Here is a 17,463-nt window from a genome sequence, read left to right as displayed (position 1 = left end):
ATGTGGACACTTCTAGTTTCCGCGTTCGTCTTTTTTCTATACGTGACGGCCGCGGTGTTTTCGATACGGGCGGCCCAGACCGCCCGCACGCCACAAGGGGCCGTAGGATGGGTGGTCCTTTTGATCTCAGCCCCGTTTATCGGTGTGCCGCTGTATCTGTTTCTGGGGCATCACCGGTTCCGCGGTTATCGTATTGCTCGCAAGCACAGCGAGCGGGTAGTTGAAGGCATCAAGACCTTTGCGGATTTCTCGAAACCCGACCCGGACATGATGCCTATCAACCCCCGCCCGTTCGAAGCACTGGCCCATCTGCCAGTCTCGCGCGGGAACGGGGCGGAGTTGTTGATCGACGGACAGGCGACGTTCGACTCCATCTTCCAGGCTATCGATGCGGCGCAGAATTATGTCCTGATTCAATTCTACATCGTCCGGGATGATGCGCTTGGCAAACAGCTGAAGGAAAAGCTGATTGCCGCCACCAAACGCGGTGTGTCGGTACGCTTTATGACGGATGCCGTGGGCAGCTATGGCTTGCCGACGGCCTATCTGGACGAACTACGCGCCGCCGGGGTCGAGATCGCCAACCCGCGTGACCGTCGCGGACCGCAATACCGCTTTCAGCTGAATTACCGCAATCACCGCAAGACCGTGATCATCGATGGTGAGACGGGCTTTATCGGCGGCCACAACGTGGGTGTCGAGTATCTGGGGCAAGACAAGTACTTCGGCCATTGGCGGGATACCCACATCAAGATGAAGGGTCATGTCGTCCGGCAGTTGCAGTTGATTTTCACCGAAGACTGGCACTGGGCGCATGAGGAGGATCTGATTGAACAGCTGGACTGGGCTGGATCGGAGTCGGATCAGGACATGAATGCCCTGATCGTTGCAACGGGCCCCGGCGACGACACGGAAACCGGTGCGATGATGTTCTTTGCCGCTATTACCGAAGCGAAAGAACGACTTTGGATCGCCTCGCCTTACTTCGTGCCGGATATCGACATCATGACAGCCCTGCAACACGCCGCCCTGCGGGGTGTGGATGTGCGCATTCTGGTTCCGGACGTGATCGACCACCGCCTGCCCTGGCTGGCCGCATTCGCCTATTTTGACGAGGTCAGGGATTGCGGCGCGCGGGTGTTTCGCTACACAGACGGCTTCATGCACCAAAAAGCCTTTGTGATCGACGATACGCTGGCGGCTGTGGGCACCACCAATCTGGACAACAGATCGTTCCGCCTGAATTTCGAAGCGATGGCCCTGTTCTTTGATCCAAGAGCCGCGCAGGCGGTGGACAAAATGCTGCAGGCTGACTTTGAAAAAAGCTACGAATTGACGAAGAAACTGTCTGATCAGCCGGCCTATATCCGGTTCGGATCGCCTTTGGCGCGCCTGTTTGCACCGATCCTCTAGGACATCAGTTCCTCTTTGAAGACTTGCGTCATCAGCGCGACCATAAAGGCGGTGGACAACCCAAAGGCCAGCAAACCCGTTACCGAGGCAAACGCTCCGAATATCCGCAGCGGCTCGCCCAGAACGATGTCGCCGTAGCCCAGTGTCGTGAATGTCACCAGTGAGAAATACAGCGCCGAGTTCCAGTCAGGCAGCACGTCTCCCAAAACCCAGACAATCGCCCATAGCCAGACCTGAAACGTGTGGATGGCCACGATAAAGAAAAGTGCGATGCAGATTGGTGCCGCGATCGAAAAGAACCGTTTGCTGTTTTCCAACCTCAGGGACATGACCCGAACAACCTGCGTGCACCATGTCAGAAGGATGATCTCGATCAGAAAGCAGATGCCCAGATAGATACTGCCCCAAAGGATCTGCTGCGTTAACGTCATCAATTCACTTATCATGTTCCGGCCTGAAGAAGTCTCACCACAATGGCGACTTAACCAAAAAAGGACAAGGCTGCGACGAATGGAAACGAATGCCGCAGGGTGCTGGACTCTGCGTGGCGGTGACGCACATTGTTGCGGGCAAAGTCCGAGGTTTTTTCATGTTGCTGACAATCGACAGGGTTCAGAAATCCTATCCGGGTGGGCGCCCTGTTTTGCGGGACGTGTCGCTAACCCTCGATCAGGGACAGACGTTGGCTCTGACCGGAGAAAGCGGCAGCGGCAAGAGCACGCTGCTCAATCTGGCGGCGGCATTGGACAGTTTCGACGGCGGCGAGATCACATTGGACGGCACTGCCATGTCGCAATTGGATGACGCGGGCCGCGCCGCACTGCGCAGGCAGAGCGTTTCGCTGGTGTTTCAACAGTTCAATCTGATCCCCTCACTGACAGTCGACCAGAATCTGTCCTTCCACGCCAGGCTCGCTGGGCGCCAGGATGCCGATTGGACCGCGCAGTTGGCCGCGCGGCTGGGCCTGTCTGATTTGCTGACGCGCTATCCCGAGAACCTTTCCGGCGGGCAACAGCAGCGCGTCGCCATCGGGCGCGCCATGGCTGCACGGCCAAAATTGTTGCTGGCGGATGAACCTACTGGCAATTTGGATGAAACCGCCAGCGCCAATGTGCTGGACCTGATGCTGGCGCTGGTGGCCGATACCGGCGCTGCCCTTCTGCTGGTTACCCATTCACAGGAGATTGCCGGGCGATTGGACCGGCACGCGCATCTGGCCGGTGGTCACATCGCATGACCGGCGCGGTCATACAGGCCCTGCTGTCGCATTGGCGGCGACACAAGCTGCAACTGGTCACCTTGTTGATCGGAATTGCGTTGGCCACGGGTCTGTGGTCCGCCGTACAGGCGATCAACGCCGAAGCGCGCGCAAGCTATCAACGCGCTAGCGATCAGCTTGCGCTGGGTCTGCATGATGAATTGCGTGACCCCTCCGGACCTATCCCGATTGACCGTTATATCGCCCTGCGCCGCGCCGGGTGGCAGGTGGCGGCAATTCTCGAAGGGCCTATGCGCGTGAACGGGCGCACGGTGCAGGTGATGGGGGTCGATATGGTGGCCTACCCGGCCCTGCCCGCAGTGACGCAGATCGAACAGTCGGAAACGCCTCCCGATCCGGCCGATATGCTGACGGCACCCGGCCGCTTGCTGGCCTCCCCTGAACTGGCGGAAGTGTTGGAGGCGCAAGACAGCTTGCCCCCGATCCTGCAGTCAAACGCTGTTCCGCCTGACCTGATCCTCACCGATATCGGCGTGGCCGAGACCTTGCTCGAAAAACCCGGCCAGGTTTCCCGCCTGTTGGTGCTGCCCGATCAGCCACGCGGCATTCCCCAGCTGTCGGACATCGCGCCGGAACTGGAGCGCATTGAAGCCTCGTCCCGGCTGGATGCAGCGCAGTTGACGGACAGTTTCCACCTGAACCTGACGGCCTTTGGCCTGCTGTCCTTTGCGGTCGGGCTGTTCATCGTGCACGGCACAGTCGGGCTGGCCTTTGCGCAACGGCGGGCAATGATCCGAACCTTGCGGGCGCTGGGCGTATCGATGCGGCGACTGGTCTGGATGATTATGGCGGAATTGACCCTGCTGGCCCTGATCGGCGGCCTACTGGGGCTGATCCTTGGCTTCTTTCTGGCCGGAGCGTTGCTGCCCGACGTCGCTGCCACCCTACGCGGACTTTACGGCGCGCCGATCGACGAGCAGATGACTCTGCAGCCGCAATGGGTTCTGGCCGGTCTGGCGATGGCCTTGGCGGGGACGTTGCTGGCCAGCGGTCAGGCCCTGTTTCGCCTTTCCCGCATGCCTTTGCTGACTGGAGCTGGCCTGCAATCCTGGCGAGGCGCGAAAACCGCGCACCGCACCAGCGGGCTGATCGGGTTGACCCTGATCGCTGGCGGTTTTGCCGTCGGATACGCGTTCGATGGGCTGATTGCAGGGTTTGTCATGGTCGGCGGCATCCTGACGGGGGCCGCTCTGATCCTGCCCTATCTGTTGTCGCTTGCTTTGTCGGTTTTCCAGCGCAGCGCAACCGGGCCAGTCGCGCAATGGGTCTGGGCCGACATGCAAGCGCAGCTGCCCGGCCTCTCGCTGGCTTTGATGGCGCTGCTGCTGGCCCTCGCGGCGAATATCGGTGTCGGGACCATGGTATCCAGCTTTAGACTGACGTTCACCGGCTGGCTTGACCAACGCCTGACCTCCGAACTTTACGTGACCGCCACAGACAACCACCAAGGACAGCAGATCGCGCTTTGGCTGGACCCACAGGTGGACGCAGTGCTGCCGATCCGTAGCGTTGAAATGGCACATGAAGCGGGACCGCTGTTTTTGTACGGGATTGTCGACCACGATACCTATCGCGACCACTGGCCGATCATCGCGTCCTCGGATCGTGTGTGGGATAGGCTTCATGCAGGTGAGGCCGTGCTGATCAACGAACAGCTCGCCCGTCGTGCGAACCTGTGGCCCGGGGACCCGCTGACCCTCAGAGAGGGTCATACTTTGACCATTGCAGGCGTCTATTCGGACTACGGAAACCCGACCGGACAGGCCATCGTGTCGATGCCGCGATTGGACCAGATCGCGCCTTGGGCCGGCAATCGCCGATTTGGTATCCGTATAGAACCTGAGCGCGCCACCGAGATGGCGCAAACCTTGCGCGATAAATTTGACTTGCCCCGTCAGGCCGTCGTGCAGCAGGCAGCGATGAAAGCTCAATCTCTGGCGATCTTTGAAAAGACCTTTGTCGTAACGTCGGCGCTGAACATACTGACACTGGGTGTCGCCGGGTTTGCTATCCTGACCAGCCTGTTGACGTTGTGGACCCAGCGTCTGCCGCAGATTGCACCTGTATGGGCGCTGGGGCTGACACGGGCGCAACTGGCGCAGCTTGAATTGCTACGCAGTGTGCTGCTGGCGGCGCTAACGGCGGTGTTGGCGCTGCCGTTGGGTTTGGTTCTGGCATGGGCCTTGCTGGCGGTAATCAATGTGCAGGCCTTTGGTTGGCGGTTGCCGATGTATCTGTTTCCGCTGGACTGGGCCTATCTGTTTGCTCTGACCCTGTTGGCCGCCTTTGTCGCCGCTGCCCTGCCCGCGCTGCGTTTGCTGCGCCTGCCGCCTGCCGATTTGCTGAGGGTGTTTGCCAATGAACGTTAAATTCTGGCTGTGTATTCTGTTTTTGCTGCTTCCCTCTGCCCTGCGTGCACAGGGTTACGCCGGGCTAGGCGGCTCGGCCGAAGGGTTCGACATCCCGCAACCCGGCTATCAGTTCGAGTTCCCTCGCGATCACGGCCCGCATCCCGGCTTTCGCATCGAATGGTGGTACCTGACAGCAAACCTGACCGGTGAGGACGGGCGCGACTATGGCATTCAATGGACCCTTTTCCGTTCTGCCTTGAAACCGTTTGAGTCCGAAGGCTGGCAAAGCCCGCAGCTGTGGATGGGTCATGCTGCCGTCACAACACCAGAAACGCACTATTTCGCCGAACGCCTGTCGCGCGGCGGGATCGGTCAGGCCGGGGTGACTGCCGCACCCTTCGAGGCCTGGATCGACGAGTGGCACATGCGCGGCCCCGACCCCAGCGCGGTCACCCTCTCGGCCAGTGGTGCCGAGTTTGGCTATGACCTGAATCTGAACGCCCAAGGCCCGTTGGTGTTTCATGGTGAAGACGGGTACTCGGTCAAATCCGCTGACGGACAGGCCAGTTACTACTATTCTCAACCCTTCTATACGGTCGAAGGCGTGCTGCACCTGCCCGAGGGCGACGTTGCGGTCACTGGCAACGGTTGGTTGGACCGCGAGTGGTCCTCGCAACCGCTGGCGTCAGACCAAAGCGGCTGGGACTGGTTCTCACTCAGCTTCGACGACGGAGACAAGCTGATGGCCTTCCGTCTGCGCGGCGGGCGCGGAGATTTCACGGCTGCCACTTGGATCGCTTCTGATGGCACAACCACGCCCGTACCGGACGGGTCCGTATCCTTCACATCGCTGGATACCGCACGCGTTGCAGACCGAGACGTGCCCGTCCAATGGCGCGTCACCCTACCGAGCCGTGATTTGGATGTCGAGGTATTGGCCATCACTCCTAGCGCGTGGATGGGCACAAGTTTCGAGTACTGGGAGGGGCCCGTCACGGTATCCGGCACCCACAAAGGGCGCGGATACCTTGAGATGACGGGCTACTGGCCCTAACGCACAACGTAAACCGACACATTCGAGTGCCGCACAACGCGCGCAGCGTTAGGGCCCAGCAGGTAATCCTTGAGATCGGGCTTGTGCGCACCGATCACGATCAGATCACTGCCCGCGCTCTCGGCGGTTTTCAGGATCTCCTGATACGCCGTTCCGGTGGCGACCACATGGCGGATTTTGGTATTCCGCTCGTCCCCAAGGGCTGAGATGCACAGTTCCGACAGTTTGGCCTGCGCCTCTTCCAAGGCCTTTTCGTGAAAGTCGGCCTGAAAAAAGCCCGACACCCAGCTTTCGCCAAAATCGGGCAGAACGGTCACCACATCCAGTTGTGCATTGTCCTGATCGGCCAAAGCTGCTGCTGTTTTCAGAACATTCACATCAAGATCGCCATTACTGATATCGACGGCGCAGAGAACAGAGTTTGTCATGCGGTCACCTCTTCTTGTCTGGAAGCACGGCCACGTTGCAGGAAGGCAATCAGACCCAGCAGGATCAGCGCGGGGATATACATCAGTTGCTTCGGAGGCTGGCTGGACGGCAAGTTGACCGAGGTCAGGCGCACCGCCTCATCACCGTAGTAATCGAACATGTCCAACTCATCCGCGACGGGCGTGCCGAACATCGGTTCCTCCAGCTTGATCAGGCCGTCTTCTTCGATCAGCAGCAGGCCCATGGCATCGACTCGTGCCTCGCCCCCCTCTTCGTTTCCGACGGTCACGACAACGGTGGTGTCCGTCATCTCGAGCGTATCGAAATCCGGGCCACTGACCACAAGGCGCACCTCAGACCCCGGTGGCGTTTGCCCGATAGTCTCGACAAAGGCGGCGGGCTCGACCGAAGCGTACGGAGGAACAACGCGGTCCATGAAATAGTCGGGCCGGAACAGCGCGAAAGCCACGGCGATCAGCGCGATGCTTTCATAGATGCGGCTATGGGTAAGGAAGTAGCCCATTGTTCCTGCTGTGAAGACAAGGATCGCTATTGTTGCAAATATCGCAACAGTTATCCCTTCCACCCATGTGACGTCGATCAACAACAGGTCCGTGTTGAAGATGAACACAAACGGCAGTGCCACGGTGCGCAGGCTGTAGAAGAACGCGGTGAAGCCGGTCTTGATCGCATCACCGCCTGAAACAGCGGCGGCTGCGAAACTGGCCAGACCCACGGGCGGCGTCACATCCGCCATGATCCCGAAGTAGAAGACGAACAGGTGCACGGCAATCAGCGGCACGATCAGTCCGCTCTGCGCGCCCAACTCGACAACGACACCGGCCATCAACGAACTGACGACGATGTAGTTCGCCGTGGTCGGCAGGCCCATGCCCAGGATCAGGCTGAGCAGGCCAACCATGACCAACATCAGGATCAGGTTGCCGCCCGACAGGAACTCGACCAGATCAGCCATCACCTGCCCGACCCCGGTCAGGGTCACAGTCCCGACGATCACACCTGCCGTGGCAGTGGCCAAAGCGATCCCGATCATGTTGCGCGCGCCATCGATCAGGCCCTGCCACAGATCGGCAACGCCATCGATGAAGTTGTCTTTCAGATTGCTCTGGCCACGGAACAGCGCCTTGAGTGGCTTTTGCGTCAACAGGATCACGAACAGAAGCGCCGTTGCCCAGAAAGCTGACAGACCGGGCGACTTTTGCTCGATCATCAGGAAGTAAACCAGAACGATGATCGGCAGCAGGTAATGCAGACCCGCTTTGTAGATCTCTGCGATAACCGGCAGTTCCACTTCTTTTGCATTCGGATCATCTGGTTCAAGATCCGGCACCTGCGCGGCCAGATACAGCAGCGCCACGTAGACCACACAGACGATCAAGCTCAGGATCAATCCTGCAGAAGATGGCGCCCAGCTGGTGACCGCCTCGACCGGGTACTGCGAGCCATAACACAGGCCAGCAAACACAAGGAAGAAGGACAGCATCCCAACAACAGTCCGCGCCAGATGCACCTCACGGTTGCCCAGCGTCGGCATGTTCCGCTTCACGGCCTCAAGATGCACGATGTAGACCAGCGCGATGTAGGAAATCGCCGCAGGCAGGAAGGCGTGGGTGATCACTTCGACATAGGAGATGCCCACATATTCAACCATCAGGAAGGCTGCGGCGCCCATCACTGGCGGCATAATCTGGCCGTTCACCGATGAAGCAACTTCGACCGAACCCGCCTGTTCACTGCTGAACCCGACGCGCTTCATTAGCGGGATAGTAAACGTCCCTGTGGTCACCACGTTGGCAATCGACGAGCCCGAAATCAGACCGGTGGCAGCTGAACCAACAACGGCGGCTTTGGCCGGTCCACCACGCAGATGACCGAGGGCGCCAAACGCCATCTTAATGAAGTAATTCCCTGCCCCGGCTTTATCCAGCAACGCGCCGAATAGAACGAACAGGAAGACGAATTTCGTCGAGACACCCAAGGCGATGCCGAACACACCCTCGGAGGTGATCCACATGTGGCTCATCGCCTTTTTCAGGCTTGCGCCCTTCCAGCGGATAACCTCGGGCACCCATTCGGAAGAACCGAAAAAGACGTAAAACAGAAAGATCGTGGCAATGATCGCCATCGCGGGGCCAAGCGCGCGACGCGCGGCCTCGAACAACAACAGCAAACCAACCAGAGCGACCCATTTATCTGTATCATCCGCAAGACCACCCGCATCGACGATCTTGTTGTAAAAGAAATAGCCGTAAAGCGCGACAAAGGCGCCAAGCAGCCCCATGATCCAGTCCTGAATCGGAATATAGTCACGCGGGCTTGATTTGAGCGCCGGATAGGCTGCAAAGGCCAGAAACATGGCAAAGGCCAGATGGAACTGTCGCGCATTATTCACAACGCTTCCCGGCAAAACATAATTCGCCAAGGGTGAGGCCAGAACAACCTGAAAAATCGACCAGATCGCGGCTACAATGGCCAGGAAAACCCCGACATTGCCGACTGGATTACGTCCACCCGCATCGGATGAGGCTACAAGATCCTGTAGCTCTTCTTCTGATAGCGGACGATTGGATTGTGTGTCGGAACTCATGCAAGTGTCTCCCCGTCGCGGCCATTTTGGCCTTCTGAACCACCCGATTTGTTCGGGTTTGGGTTGCAGGACGCCCGAAGGCGCCCTGCATCAGGTCTGGTTTACTGAATCCAGCCTTTTTCTTTGTAGTACTTCTCGGCACCCGGATGCAGCGGAGCCGACAGGCCGTCTGCGATCATCTCTTCGGGCTTGAGGTTGGCGAATGCCGGGTGCAGCTTTTTGAAGTCGTCGAAGTTTTCGAAGACCGAGCTGACAACCGCATAAACCGCGTCATCCGACACGTCTGCCGAAGTCACGAATGTTGCGCCAACACCAAAGGTCGAGGTGTCGCCGTCCGAGCCACGGTACATGCCACCGGGGATGGTTGCAGTACGGTAGAACGAGTTGTCGCCAACCAGCTTGTCAACCGCGTCGCCGCTGACGTTCACCAGAACCGAGTCACATGCAGTGGTCGCTTCCTGAATCGAACCCGACGGGTGACCAACGGTGTAAACCATTGCGTCAATCTGGTTGTCGCACAGGGCTGCCGACTGTTCCGCCGCCTTCAGCTCGGTCGCCAGTTCGAAATCGTCGGTGGTCCAGCCCATTTCGCCCAGCAGGACTTCCATGGTGCCACGCTGACCGGAACCGGGGTTGCCGATGTTGACGCGCTTGCCCTTCAGGTCTTCGAAGTTGGTGATGCCGGAATCGGCACGGGCCACGACGGTGAACGGCTCGGGGTGTACTGAGAACACGGCGCGCAGGTTTTCGAACGGGCCGGCTTCTTCGAATTTCGAAGTGCCGTTGAACGCATGGTACTGCCAGTCGGACTGGGCAACACCGAACTCCAGCTCGCCTTCACGGATGGTGTTGATGTTGTAGACCGAACCACCAGTCGATTCGACCGAGCAACGAACGCCGTGCTCTTTACGGCCCTTGTTGACCAGACGACAGATCGCACCACCGGTCGGGTAATACACACCAGTCACACCACCGGTGCCAATGGTGATGAATTCCTCTGCATATGCCGCCGGAGCCATAAAGGCTGCGGTGACGACCGCGCCGAGGCTGAGCTTGCTGCTGTTTTTCATTTTTGAGAACTCCCAATTCTTATTGTGGATGGGAAACCGCCCGGCGGCCCCACCCAGGGACCCTGCCGGTACGCCAAGCGCGCCCGCCATGCAACAGGCTCAAGCGTCTGAAATTCCAAAATCTCCCAACATATTCGACGTTTCATTCAGACACTGCACTTGTCAACCCCCGGTCCGGGCTACATCGCCCCAAGCCGCAAATCTGAGGGCTATTTTCAAAGTTTCCCCCTGAAATTCGAAGTAATCACCCGGAAATCCGCACTTTATTGAAGGGCGCCAAACAGGTAACGCAACAAATCTTTTGAATGTTTATACCCAGGCCATTAGTGTTGACCCAACTTTCACAACCATCGGTAACCCTTGGTCTGCAAAGAGATTTGTTCCGGCACCATCTAAAAGGATCCGTGATGAAGCGCCCGTCACCCAGCCCATTGCTTGTCATCGCCCTTGCGATAAGCGCAGCGATTGCGGCTTGGGGTATTGCCGACCCGCAGGGGTTGGGACGTCTTGCGTCAGAAGCCGTGGCAACACAGTTCAGCAGCCGCGGCTGGTTCATCATGTTAGAGGTCAGCGGCCTGCTATTTGTGGCGCTGTACCTTGCCTTGTCGCGCTTTGGCGACATCCGCCTTGGCCCGAATGACGCTAGGCCAGAATTCTCTACACCCAGCTGGATTGCCATGCTGTTCGCGGCTGGGATGGGTGTCGGTTTGCTGTTCTATGGCGTGGCTGAACCTTTGACCCATTTCGAAGTTCTGCGCCAGTTTAACCCCGACGCTGAGGCTGCCAGCTATGGCTTGTTCGTCACTTACCTGAACTGGGGCTTCCACGCGTGGGCGATCTACGCAATCGTCGGGCTGGTCATCGCCTATTTCGCCTATCGCCGACACCGCACCTTGCTATTGAGCGCCCCGTTGACCGAGGCACTGGGTGAAGCGCGCTGGATCAGGGCGATGGGGTGGATGTTCGATCTGCTTTCCATTGTGGCCATTGCCGTGGGTCTGGCCGGGTCGATGGCGATGGGCGTGTTTCAGATACAGACCGGAATAGCGGGGTTAATCGGGTTAGAGACGCCCGGAGTGCTGACGCTGCCTGTGTTTGCTGCGCTTTGCATTGCGTTCATAATCCCTCTGCGTCGGGACCTTGGCCAAGGAATGTCCCTTTTGTCCAACGCCGCGATGCTCATTGCCGTCGGAATGATGGTTTATCTGCTGGTCCTCGGACCGACCTCATTTTTGATGAACGACATTGTCTCGGGTTTCGGACGGTATCTGTTTGGTGTTCTGCCGGCCGGGTTCTCTACCGCCGAGTTTTTTGACGACATCCTAATCGACTGGTTTCACGGCTGGACACTGAACTATATGATCTGGTGGTTGGCCTGGTCACCCTTTGTGGGCATCTTCATCGCTCGCATCTCGCGTGGGCGCACCATCCGAGAGTTCCTGATCGGTGTCATAGTCGCCCCGACGCTGTTCTCGATCCTGTGGTTTGGTATCTTTGGTGGATTGGGTTTCTTCGATGCGCTGCGGCAGGAAGGTGCCCTTTCCGCCATCAATGCCGAGAATCTGGACGCAACAACCTTCGCCCTGCTTGCCAAGTTCCCACTTGGGGGCCTGACGCAGACTGCAACAATTCTGGCTGCGTTTCTGTTTGTCGTAACCAGCGTCGTCAGCGCCGGGTTCACTCTGGCAATGATTGGAACGGGCGGCGACGATAATCCATCGCCCAAGGTTCGGACGGTCTGGGGGGTGATTCTAGGCGCGTTGGGTTTAGCCATGATACTGGTGGGAGATATTTCGCTGGTCAGGTCGATCATCGCTCTGTCGGCCATGGCCTTCGTGTTTATCGTGCCAATACTCGTGATCTGCCTGTTCAAAAGCCTTACCCGTGAGGACTGGACATGAGCGGCGACTTCATCGACACCCTGCTGAACCTCAGCGTTTTTGCCTATATAGGGTTTCTGATCTGGCTGAGCCTACGACGCGATCGGTAAACATACTGCGTCTGAACGTCATTTACGGAGGTGGTGCCCAAGGAGAGACTCGAACTCTCACGATGTTACCATCGGGGGATTTTGAATCCCCTGCGTCTACCATTCCGCCACTTGGGCCACGAACACTGGATTAGCGCCCACAACCCGGAAGGTCCAGAGGCAAAAACCAACCCAAATCCGTTTTGTTTTCACAGCGGTGGTTGACGCCTCAACAGGCGCGTGATTTGGCTGGCGCAACGTTAGAACAGGATTTTAACTCTATATGTTGCGCTCGCTCTATGACTGGACCATTCGTCTGGCCGAACATCCACATGCCCTTTGGGCACTGGCATTCGTCGCCTTTATCGAAAGTTCGGTCTTTCCGATCCCGCCCGACGTTCTGATGATTCCGATGATCCTGGCGCGCCCGTCGCGCGCGTGGCTGATTGCAACGGTTGCTCTGGTCGCCTCGGTTCTGGGCGGTTTGTTAGGTTATGCCATCGGCGCTTTCTTTTACGAAAGCATCGGCCAGCCGATTCTGGAATCCATGGGCAAGGCGCACGCCATGGAAGAGTTCAACACCCGCTTTAACGATTTCGGCTTTTGGGCAGTATTGGGGGCTGGTGTCACACCCTTCCCATATAAAGTCATCACCATCATGTCGGGGTGGACCGGGATGCCGCTGGGCACCTTCATCGCCACCTCGATCCTCGCCCGCGCGCTGCGGTTTTTCCTAGTCGCCGGGTTGCTCTGGAAATTCGGTGAGCCTATTCGTGACTTCATCGAAAAACGGCTTGGGTTGATGTTCACCCTGTTCATCATCCTGCTGTTTGGCGGCTTTTTGGTGGTAAAATACCTATGACACGCAAAAACACTCTGGTCCTGATCGCGAGCTGCGGGTCCTTGGCGCTGTTGCTTGGAGCGTGGGGTTTTCAGCATCTCGGCGGGCTGGCGCCTTGCAAAATGTGCATCTGGCAACGGTATCCGCACGGAGCAGCCATTCTGATCGGCGCAGTGGCGCTGGTGCTGCCGCGTGTCAATGTTTTACCCCTTTTGGGCGCGCTTGCCGCACTGACAACCGCTGCCATTGGTGTGTTCCACGCCGGGGTCGAGCAAAAGTGGTGGGAAGGCCCCACAAGCTGCACCTCGGGCGATATCGGTGGCCTATCGACACAAGAGCTGATGGATCAGATCATGTCCGCCCCCTTGGTGCGGTGCGACGATATCCCGTGGCAGATGATGGGTGTTTCAATGGCCGGATGGAACGCCATCCTGTCCGGTATTCTGGTACTGGTCTGGATCGCCGCTTGGCGGGCGGGCCGTTAGAACTCGTCCAGTTCCGCATCCCAATAGAGAAAATCGATCCAGCTGTCATGCAGGTGGTTCGGTGGGAATTTGCGCCCGACATTGCGTAACGCCTCAGCGTCCGGCTGACGCGGCGGCTTGCGCAGGGTCATCCCCGCCTGCCGCAGCGATTTAGACCCCTTCTTAAGGTTACACGGGCTGCATGCCGCCACCACGTTCTGCCAGCTGGTCACGCCGCCAGCGGCGCGCGGCACCACATGATCAAAGGTCAGATCGCCCTTGCTGCCACAGTACTGACAGCGGAATTCATCCCTCAAAAATAAATTAAAGCGCGTGAAGGCCACGCGCTTTCTTGGTTTTACATAATCTTTGAGAACAACGACCGACGGTATTCGTATCTCGGTACTCGGGCTTCGGACGACCTCGTCGTACTCGGCCACAATGTCGACCCTGTCCAGCCAGGCCGCCTTGATCGCCTCTTGCCACGGCCACAGGGAAAGCGGGTAGTAGGACAAGGGGCGATAATCGGCGTTCAAAACCAATGCCGGATGATGCTTGAGCGCACCGGGTTCCCTGACAAATTCGGTCCTGAAGTCTCCATCCATATCAGAATCGCTCCTCGCTCTGCTCTGCCCGTTTTTGACATCAGAGCGGGGAACACCCGCCCCGGCCTTAACTTAACTATATATCGTGTTAAAACTCTGACAAGCCCTGAGTTTCCACAATATCTCGGGCATTGGGTAAGCTGCCTGCGTAACAGGCACATGACAGTTATCCACAGCTTGCGCGACTTTTTCCTGCGGGCTATGGCGGGCATATGAGCTGGTTCATTCGATTCAACAAACCCTTCGACGTGCTGCCGCAGTTTACCGACCGCGCCAATGCAGAGTCGCCGCGCAGCACTTTGTCGGATTACATCGATCTGCCCGGAGTTTACCCGGCCGGGCGACTGGACCGTGACAGCGAGGGGTTGATGCTGCTGACCGACAACGGGCGGTTACAGTCGCAGATTTCCGACCCCAAGCACAAGATGGCCAAAACCTACTGGGTACAGGTCGAAGGTCTGCCGGATGCCCCGGCCCTTAAGGCCCTGCGCGATGGGGTAGACCTGAAGGACGGTAAGACACGCCCTGCCAAAGCTCGGTTAATGGATGAACCTGAGGGCCTGTGGCCACGCAATCCACCGATACGGGTACGTCAGACAGTGCCCGATTGCTGGATCGAACTGACACTGCGCGAAGGCCGCAACCGTCAGGTACGGCGGATGACTGCGGCCGTGGGGCATCCGACGTTACGCCTGATCCGCGCCCGGATCGGCGATTGGTCGCTGGAGGGGCTGGAGCCTGGTCAATGGGACAGCCTGCCTGCCCCGGCGCTGCCCTCTGCCCCACAGCGAAAACGGGACCGCCGTCCGCGCCGGTGACAAAAACCGCGTGTTGTGATACACTTACGGTATGAAAATCACTCCAGACATACCAGCGCCCGCCGGTGTTCTGGAAGCTGCGCTCTATGTTGACGATCTGGAAGCAGCGGAACAGTTCTACGGTGAGATTCTGGCGCTGGAGAAAATTCAACGCGTCTCTGATCGGCACGTGTTCTTTCGTGTGGGAAGTTCGGTTCTGCTATTGTTCAACGCGGAAGAGACCGAAAAACCGCCTAGCAACCCGGACCTGCCCGTGCCGCCCCATGGCGCGCGCGGCCCCGGTCACGTTTGCCTGATCCTGACGCGCGACGAAATTGATGTGATGCGTAAGCATCTGTTGGACTGGAACGTCCCCGTGGATGCAGAGTTCGACTGGCCCGGCGGCGCACGCTCGCTTTACGTGCGCGACCCGTCGGGGAATTCAGTCGAGTTTGCCGAAGCTCACTTGTGGGGCTGACGCGTTACCGCAAAGGTTGCTTTTCGCCGCCAACAACGCGGTAGATATCGCTCGCAACGACACCGGCGTCACCCAAAACGGCCTGAAATACTGCCATATTCGGCGCGGCAAAATGCGCCTCTAACGCGGCCTGATCCTGCCACTCTTCATAGACGCGAAACCGGGTCGAGTGCCCCAGAATTTGGCTGAACTCATACACCAGACAACCGGGTTCCTTCACCGTCTCGGTCACCATCGCCTGCGCCGCTTTGGCCGCGTTTTCAACACCTTCGGGCGAAACCTCCACTGTTCCGGTCACGATCAGCATGCGGCATCCTTTCTCAGTTCATACCGTTTTGTGATTCTGTCGACTGGTCGACCATCCCGCAGAGGCAGGCCATAGGCGACAGAGTAGTCACGGAACCCCATCTTGTCGTAGTAACTCAGCCCCATACCGTTATCGGCGCGAATGGTTGCGCTGATTGCGCTCAACCCCACCCCGACGGCGTATTTGGCGGTTTCCGCGAACAGCGCCCGCCCAGCTCCTTTCAGGACCGGCGCGCGGCGTGTGAAGGTTGCGATATCTCCGCAATCTTCGGGCAGCGCGTCATGTGTTCCCAACCATTGGAAGCCCGCCACTTCACCCTGATCGTCCAGGGCGACGTGGCAACAAATCCCGTCTGCCCCGCCCAGATAGCTTTGCGCAAACAGGGCCTCGGAAAACGGGATTTCAAACGCGGTCGTGCCCCCAATCTCGATGATTTCGTTGAGGATGCGGCAGGCTGCGCTCACGTCCTCGGACATCATGGGGCGGACCGCGATCATGGCTACAGGCTCAGCTTGTCGCGCATAAAGGCCAATGCGACGCTCAGGCCGTCCGGCGCGATGCCGTGGCCGGTGCCCTTCATAACATGCGCGTAGATTTCTTTGAAATCAGCCGCTTGCAGGGCCTCGGCCGCCTCGGGCAGAGATTGAGGCGGCACTACATCGTCAGAATCCCCGTGCACCAGCAGGATGGGCATCCGGCTGACGGTTTCATCGGGCAGCAGATCGGGTTCCAGCAAGCGGCCCGAAAACGCAACGATGCCGGCGACCGGGTCTTCGCGACGCGGGGCGACATGCAGGCTCATCATCGTGCCTTGCGAGAATCCGAACAGAACAACCTGTTCCGGGAGTACGTCCTCATCGACCATCAAAGCATCGAGGAAAGCGTTGAAATCGTTGGCGGCCATTTCCATGCCACGGCGCGATTCCTCTTCGGACGACCCATCGATCCACGGGATCGGAAACCACTGATAGCCGTTAGGCATTCCGGGGATCTGTTCCGGCGCATCGGGGGCAACGAACAGTGTATCCGGCAGATGTTCACCCAGCGGATCGGCCAGACCCAGCAAATCGGCGCCATTGGCCCCATAGCCGTGCACGAACACCACGACCGAGCGGGTATCCCCCGAAACCGGCTCTTTTCGGAGCGCATTCAAAACCCGTGTCATCTGATCCCTTCTCGTTCTTTTGCCACCCGGTAATAGGCCCACAAAACCCGCGCCGCAACCGAGCGCCAAGGCGACCAGGCCTCGGCCATCTGCCGCAGCTCTTTGTCAGTTGGGCGTTTGGGCAGGTCGTAAAGAATCCGCGCGGCCTCTTGCAGCGCCAGATCGCCCGGCGCGATCACGTCGGCGCGTCCTAGCGAGAACATCGCATAAATCTCGGCGGTCCAGACACCGATGCCAGGAACTTCGGTCAAAGTGGCGACAACTTCAGCATCGGGTGCGTCACGTAACGCTTTGTAATCAATGCGCGCTTCGGCCAGCGCACGGGCATAGCGGATTTTCTGGCGGCTCAGCCCCACGGCGCGCAAATCATCGTCGGTTGCCCACATGATCTTGCGCGGTCCGGTCAGTTTAGCATCCTGCAGCCGCTTCCAGATCGCATTGGCCGAGGCGACGCTAACCTGTTGGCTGACAATTGCGCTTAGCAATTGGGCAAACCCGTCCGGGCGGCGGCGCAAAGGCAGCGGCCCTGTCTGCGCCATCGCGTGGGCCATGCGCGGGCACGCTTCGGACAGCCACGCCGCCCCTTCCGATACACATGCGTTGGTTTCAATGATGCGTCCGACAGACATGGGC

At 58.7% G+C, this 17,463-nt stretch carries 18 protein-coding genes and 1 tRNA gene; 9 read left to right on the top strand and 10 right to left on the bottom strand.

Translation table 11 applies throughout. The annotated features are described in order from the left end of the window. Entirely contained in the window at positions 1 to 1,413 is a 1,413-nt protein-coding gene (cls, locus tag ACXAGD_RS07080; protein WP_475209275.1) for a cardiolipin synthase, read from the top strand. Here cls and ACXAGD_RS07075 read toward each other — a convergent pair. Beyond that, entirely contained in the window at positions 1,410 to 1,844 is a 435-nt protein-coding gene (locus ACXAGD_RS07075) for an ion channel (protein ID WP_475209274.1), read from the bottom strand. The two genes, cls and ACXAGD_RS07075, sit on opposite strands and share 4 nt — an antisense overlap. Positions 1,845 to 2,002: 158 nt before the next feature. Here ACXAGD_RS07075 and ACXAGD_RS07070 point away from each other — a divergent pair, with 158 nt between their 5' ends. The 3 genes from ACXAGD_RS07070 to ACXAGD_RS07060 are packed head-to-tail and all read left to right on the top strand — an operon-like array spanning position 2,003 to position 6,097. After that, positions 2,003 to 2,650, top strand: a complete 648-nt coding sequence (locus ACXAGD_RS07070; protein ID WP_475209273.1) for an ABC transporter ATP-binding protein — start codon at positions 2,003 to 2,005, stop codon at positions 2,648 to 2,650. Then, positions 2,647 to 5,061: an FtsX-like permease family protein gene (locus ACXAGD_RS07065; RefSeq protein WP_475209272.1), complete on the top strand. Its 2,415-nt coding sequence runs from the start codon at positions 2,647 to 2,649 to the stop codon at positions 5,059 to 5,061. The genes ACXAGD_RS07070 and ACXAGD_RS07065 overlap by 4 nt, the downstream gene beginning before the upstream one ends. Further along, entirely contained in the window at positions 5,051 to 6,097 is a 1,047-nt protein-coding gene (locus ACXAGD_RS07060) for a lipocalin-like domain-containing protein (protein WP_475209271.1), read from the top strand. Before ACXAGD_RS07065 ends, ACXAGD_RS07060 begins: the two co-directional genes overlap by 11 nt. Here ACXAGD_RS07060 and ACXAGD_RS07055 read toward each other — a convergent pair. From ACXAGD_RS07055 to ACXAGD_RS07045, 3 genes are all read right to left on the bottom strand, one after another. Beyond that, positions 6,094 to 6,525, bottom strand: coding sequence for a universal stress protein (locus tag ACXAGD_RS07055; protein WP_475209270.1), 432 nt, complete (start codon positions 6,523 to 6,525; stop codon positions 6,094 to 6,096). The genes ACXAGD_RS07060 and ACXAGD_RS07055 overlap by 4 nt on opposite strands. Next, a complete protein-coding gene (locus tag ACXAGD_RS07050) occupies positions 6,522 to 9,134 on the bottom strand; it encodes a TRAP transporter permease (RefSeq protein ID WP_475209269.1) in 2,613 nt (870 codons plus the stop codon). Before ACXAGD_RS07050 ends, ACXAGD_RS07055 begins: the two co-directional genes overlap by 4 nt. Positions 9,135 to 9,235: 101 nt before the next feature. Continuing rightward, positions 9,236 to 10,204 (bottom strand): TAXI family TRAP transporter solute-binding subunit, encoded by a 969-nt coding sequence (locus ACXAGD_RS07045; RefSeq protein ID WP_475209268.1) that lies wholly within the window; start codon positions 10,202 to 10,204, stop codon positions 9,236 to 9,238. Between the two features lie 407 nt (positions 10,205 to 10,611). On the opposite strand from ACXAGD_RS07045, the gene ACXAGD_RS07040 reads away from it, so the two are divergent. Then, a complete protein-coding gene (locus ACXAGD_RS07040) occupies positions 10,612 to 12,105 on the top strand; it encodes a BCCT family transporter (protein WP_475209267.1) in 1,494 nt (497 codons plus the stop codon). A gap of 120 nt (positions 12,106 to 12,225) precedes the next feature. On the opposite strand, the gene ACXAGD_RS07035 is transcribed toward ACXAGD_RS07040, so the two are convergent. Then, positions 12,226 to 12,311 (bottom strand) — tRNA-Leu (locus tag ACXAGD_RS07035). Between the two features lie 145 nt (positions 12,312 to 12,456). Between ACXAGD_RS07035 and ACXAGD_RS07030 the strand changes: the two genes are divergently transcribed. Together ACXAGD_RS07030 and ACXAGD_RS07025 are read left to right on the top strand one after the other, a co-directional pair. Continuing rightward, the gene (locus ACXAGD_RS07030) at positions 12,457 to 13,035 is read left to right on the top strand and encodes a YqaA family protein (protein ID WP_475209266.1); all 579 of its coding nucleotides are present in this window, start codon (positions 12,457 to 12,459) and stop codon (positions 13,033 to 13,035) included. Then, positions 13,032 to 13,499 carry a disulfide bond formation protein B gene (locus ACXAGD_RS07025; protein WP_475209265.1) on the top strand — a complete coding sequence of 156 codons (468 nt, stop codon included), beginning with the start codon at positions 13,032 to 13,034 and terminating at the stop codon, positions 13,497 to 13,499. The genes ACXAGD_RS07030 and ACXAGD_RS07025 overlap by 4 nt, the downstream gene beginning before the upstream one ends. On the opposite strand, the gene ACXAGD_RS07020 is transcribed toward ACXAGD_RS07025, so the two are convergent. Further along, positions 13,496 to 14,083, bottom strand: a complete 588-nt coding sequence (locus ACXAGD_RS07020) for an HNH endonuclease (protein ID WP_170335684.1) — start codon at positions 14,081 to 14,083, stop codon at positions 13,496 to 13,498. The two genes, ACXAGD_RS07025 and ACXAGD_RS07020, sit on opposite strands and share 4 nt — an antisense overlap. Before the next feature lie 212 nt (positions 14,084 to 14,295). Here ACXAGD_RS07020 and ACXAGD_RS07015 point away from each other — a divergent pair, with 212 nt between their 5' ends. Both ACXAGD_RS07015 and ACXAGD_RS07010 read left to right on the top strand, forming a co-directional pair. After that, positions 14,296 to 14,901 (top strand): pseudouridine synthase, encoded by a 606-nt coding sequence (locus ACXAGD_RS07015; RefSeq protein WP_475209264.1) that lies wholly within the window; start codon positions 14,296 to 14,298, stop codon positions 14,899 to 14,901. 31 nt (positions 14,902 to 14,932) lie between these two features. Further along, on the top strand, positions 14,933 to 15,358 hold the full coding sequence (locus tag ACXAGD_RS07010) for a VOC family protein (protein WP_475209263.1): 426 nt from the start codon (positions 14,933 to 14,935) through the stop codon (positions 15,356 to 15,358). 4 nt (positions 15,359 to 15,362) lie between these two features. Here the strand turns inward: ACXAGD_RS07010 and ACXAGD_RS07005 are convergent, their stop codons facing one another. From ACXAGD_RS07005 to ACXAGD_RS06990, 4 genes are read right to left on the bottom strand one after another with little or no spacing between them, the layout of a single operon-like run. Further along, positions 15,363 to 15,665, bottom strand: coding sequence for a putative quinol monooxygenase (locus ACXAGD_RS07005; RefSeq protein ID WP_475209262.1), 303 nt, complete (start codon positions 15,663 to 15,665; stop codon positions 15,363 to 15,365). Next, the gene (locus tag ACXAGD_RS07000) at positions 15,659 to 16,162 is read right to left on the bottom strand and encodes an N-acetyltransferase family protein (protein ID WP_475209261.1); all 504 of its coding nucleotides are present in this window, start codon (positions 16,160 to 16,162) and stop codon (positions 15,659 to 15,661) included. The genes ACXAGD_RS07005 and ACXAGD_RS07000 overlap by 7 nt, the downstream gene beginning before the upstream one ends. Positions 16,163 to 16,164: 2 nt before the next feature. Then, entirely contained in the window at positions 16,165 to 16,830 is a 666-nt protein-coding gene (locus ACXAGD_RS06995) for an alpha/beta hydrolase (RefSeq protein ID WP_475209260.1), read from the bottom strand. Further along, a complete protein-coding gene (locus ACXAGD_RS06990; protein WP_475209259.1) occupies positions 16,827 to 17,459 on the bottom strand; it encodes a DNA-3-methyladenine glycosylase family protein in 633 nt (210 codons plus the stop codon). The genes ACXAGD_RS06995 and ACXAGD_RS06990 overlap by 4 nt, the downstream gene beginning before the upstream one ends. Positions 17,460 to 17,463: the final 4 nt, after the last annotated feature.

It is taken from the genome of Ruegeria sp. ABF4_144 (assembly GCF_056160045.1).
The sequence above is the reverse complement of the archived record's forward strand: the minus strand, read 5'-3'. Positions and strand labels throughout refer to the sequence as shown.

What these genes read in the sequence shown, in the direction of transcription:
- ACXAGD_RS07070 (WP_475209273.1), top strand. Translation starts at nt 2,003, where the DNA reads ATGTTGCTGACAATCGACAGGGTTCAGAAATCCTATCCGGGTGGGCGC.
- ACXAGD_RS07020 (WP_170335684.1), bottom strand. Translation starts at nt 14,083, where the DNA reads ATGGATGGAGACTTCAGGACCGAATTTGTCAGGGAACCCGGTGCGCTC.
- ACXAGD_RS07015 (WP_475209264.1), top strand. Translation starts at nt 14,296, where the DNA reads ATGAGCTGGTTCATTCGATTCAACAAACCCTTCGACGTGCTGCCGCAG.
- ACXAGD_RS07055 (WP_475209270.1), bottom strand. Translation starts at nt 6,525, where the DNA reads ATGACAAACTCTGTTCTCTGCGCCGTCGATATCAGTAATGGCGATCTT.
- ACXAGD_RS06990 (WP_475209259.1), bottom strand. Translation starts at nt 17,459, where the DNA reads ATGTCTGTCGGACGCATCATTGAAACCAACGCATGTGTATCGGAAGGG.
- ACXAGD_RS07065 (WP_475209272.1), top strand. Translation starts at nt 2,647, where the DNA reads ATGACCGGCGCGGTCATACAGGCCCTGCTGTCGCATTGGCGGCGACAC.
- ACXAGD_RS07075 (WP_475209274.1), bottom strand. Translation starts at nt 1,844, where the DNA reads ATGACGTTAACGCAGCAGATCCTTTGGGGCAGTATCTATCTGGGCATC.
- ACXAGD_RS06995 (WP_475209260.1), bottom strand. Translation starts at nt 16,830, where the DNA reads ATGACACGGGTTTTGAATGCGCTCCGAAAAGAGCCGGTTTCGGGGGAT.
- ACXAGD_RS07050 (WP_475209269.1), bottom strand. Translation starts at nt 9,134, where the DNA reads ATGAGTTCCGACACACAATCCAATCGTCCGCTATCAGAAGAAGAGCTA.
- cls (WP_475209275.1), top strand. Translation starts at nt 1, where the DNA reads ATGTGGACACTTCTAGTTTCCGCGTTCGTCTTTTTTCTATACGTGACG.
- ACXAGD_RS07045 (WP_475209268.1), bottom strand. Translation starts at nt 10,204, where the DNA reads ATGAAAAACAGCAGCAAGCTCAGCCTCGGCGCGGTCGTCACCGCAGCC.
- ACXAGD_RS07040 (WP_475209267.1), top strand. Translation starts at nt 10,612, where the DNA reads ATGAAGCGCCCGTCACCCAGCCCATTGCTTGTCATCGCCCTTGCGATA.
- ACXAGD_RS07005 (WP_475209262.1), bottom strand. Translation starts at nt 15,665, where the DNA reads ATGCTGATCGTGACCGGAACAGTGGAGGTTTCGCCCGAAGGTGTTGAA.
- ACXAGD_RS07000 (WP_475209261.1), bottom strand. Translation starts at nt 16,162, where the DNA reads ATGATCGCGGTCCGCCCCATGATGTCCGAGGACGTGAGCGCAGCCTGC.
- ACXAGD_RS07060 (WP_475209271.1), top strand. Translation starts at nt 5,051, where the DNA reads ATGAACGTTAAATTCTGGCTGTGTATTCTGTTTTTGCTGCTTCCCTCT.
- ACXAGD_RS07030 (WP_475209266.1), top strand. Translation starts at nt 12,457, where the DNA reads ATGTTGCGCTCGCTCTATGACTGGACCATTCGTCTGGCCGAACATCCA.
- ACXAGD_RS07010 (WP_475209263.1), top strand. Translation starts at nt 14,933, where the DNA reads ATGAAAATCACTCCAGACATACCAGCGCCCGCCGGTGTTCTGGAAGCT.
- ACXAGD_RS07025 (WP_475209265.1), top strand. Translation starts at nt 13,032, where the DNA reads ATGACACGCAAAAACACTCTGGTCCTGATCGCGAGCTGCGGGTCCTTG.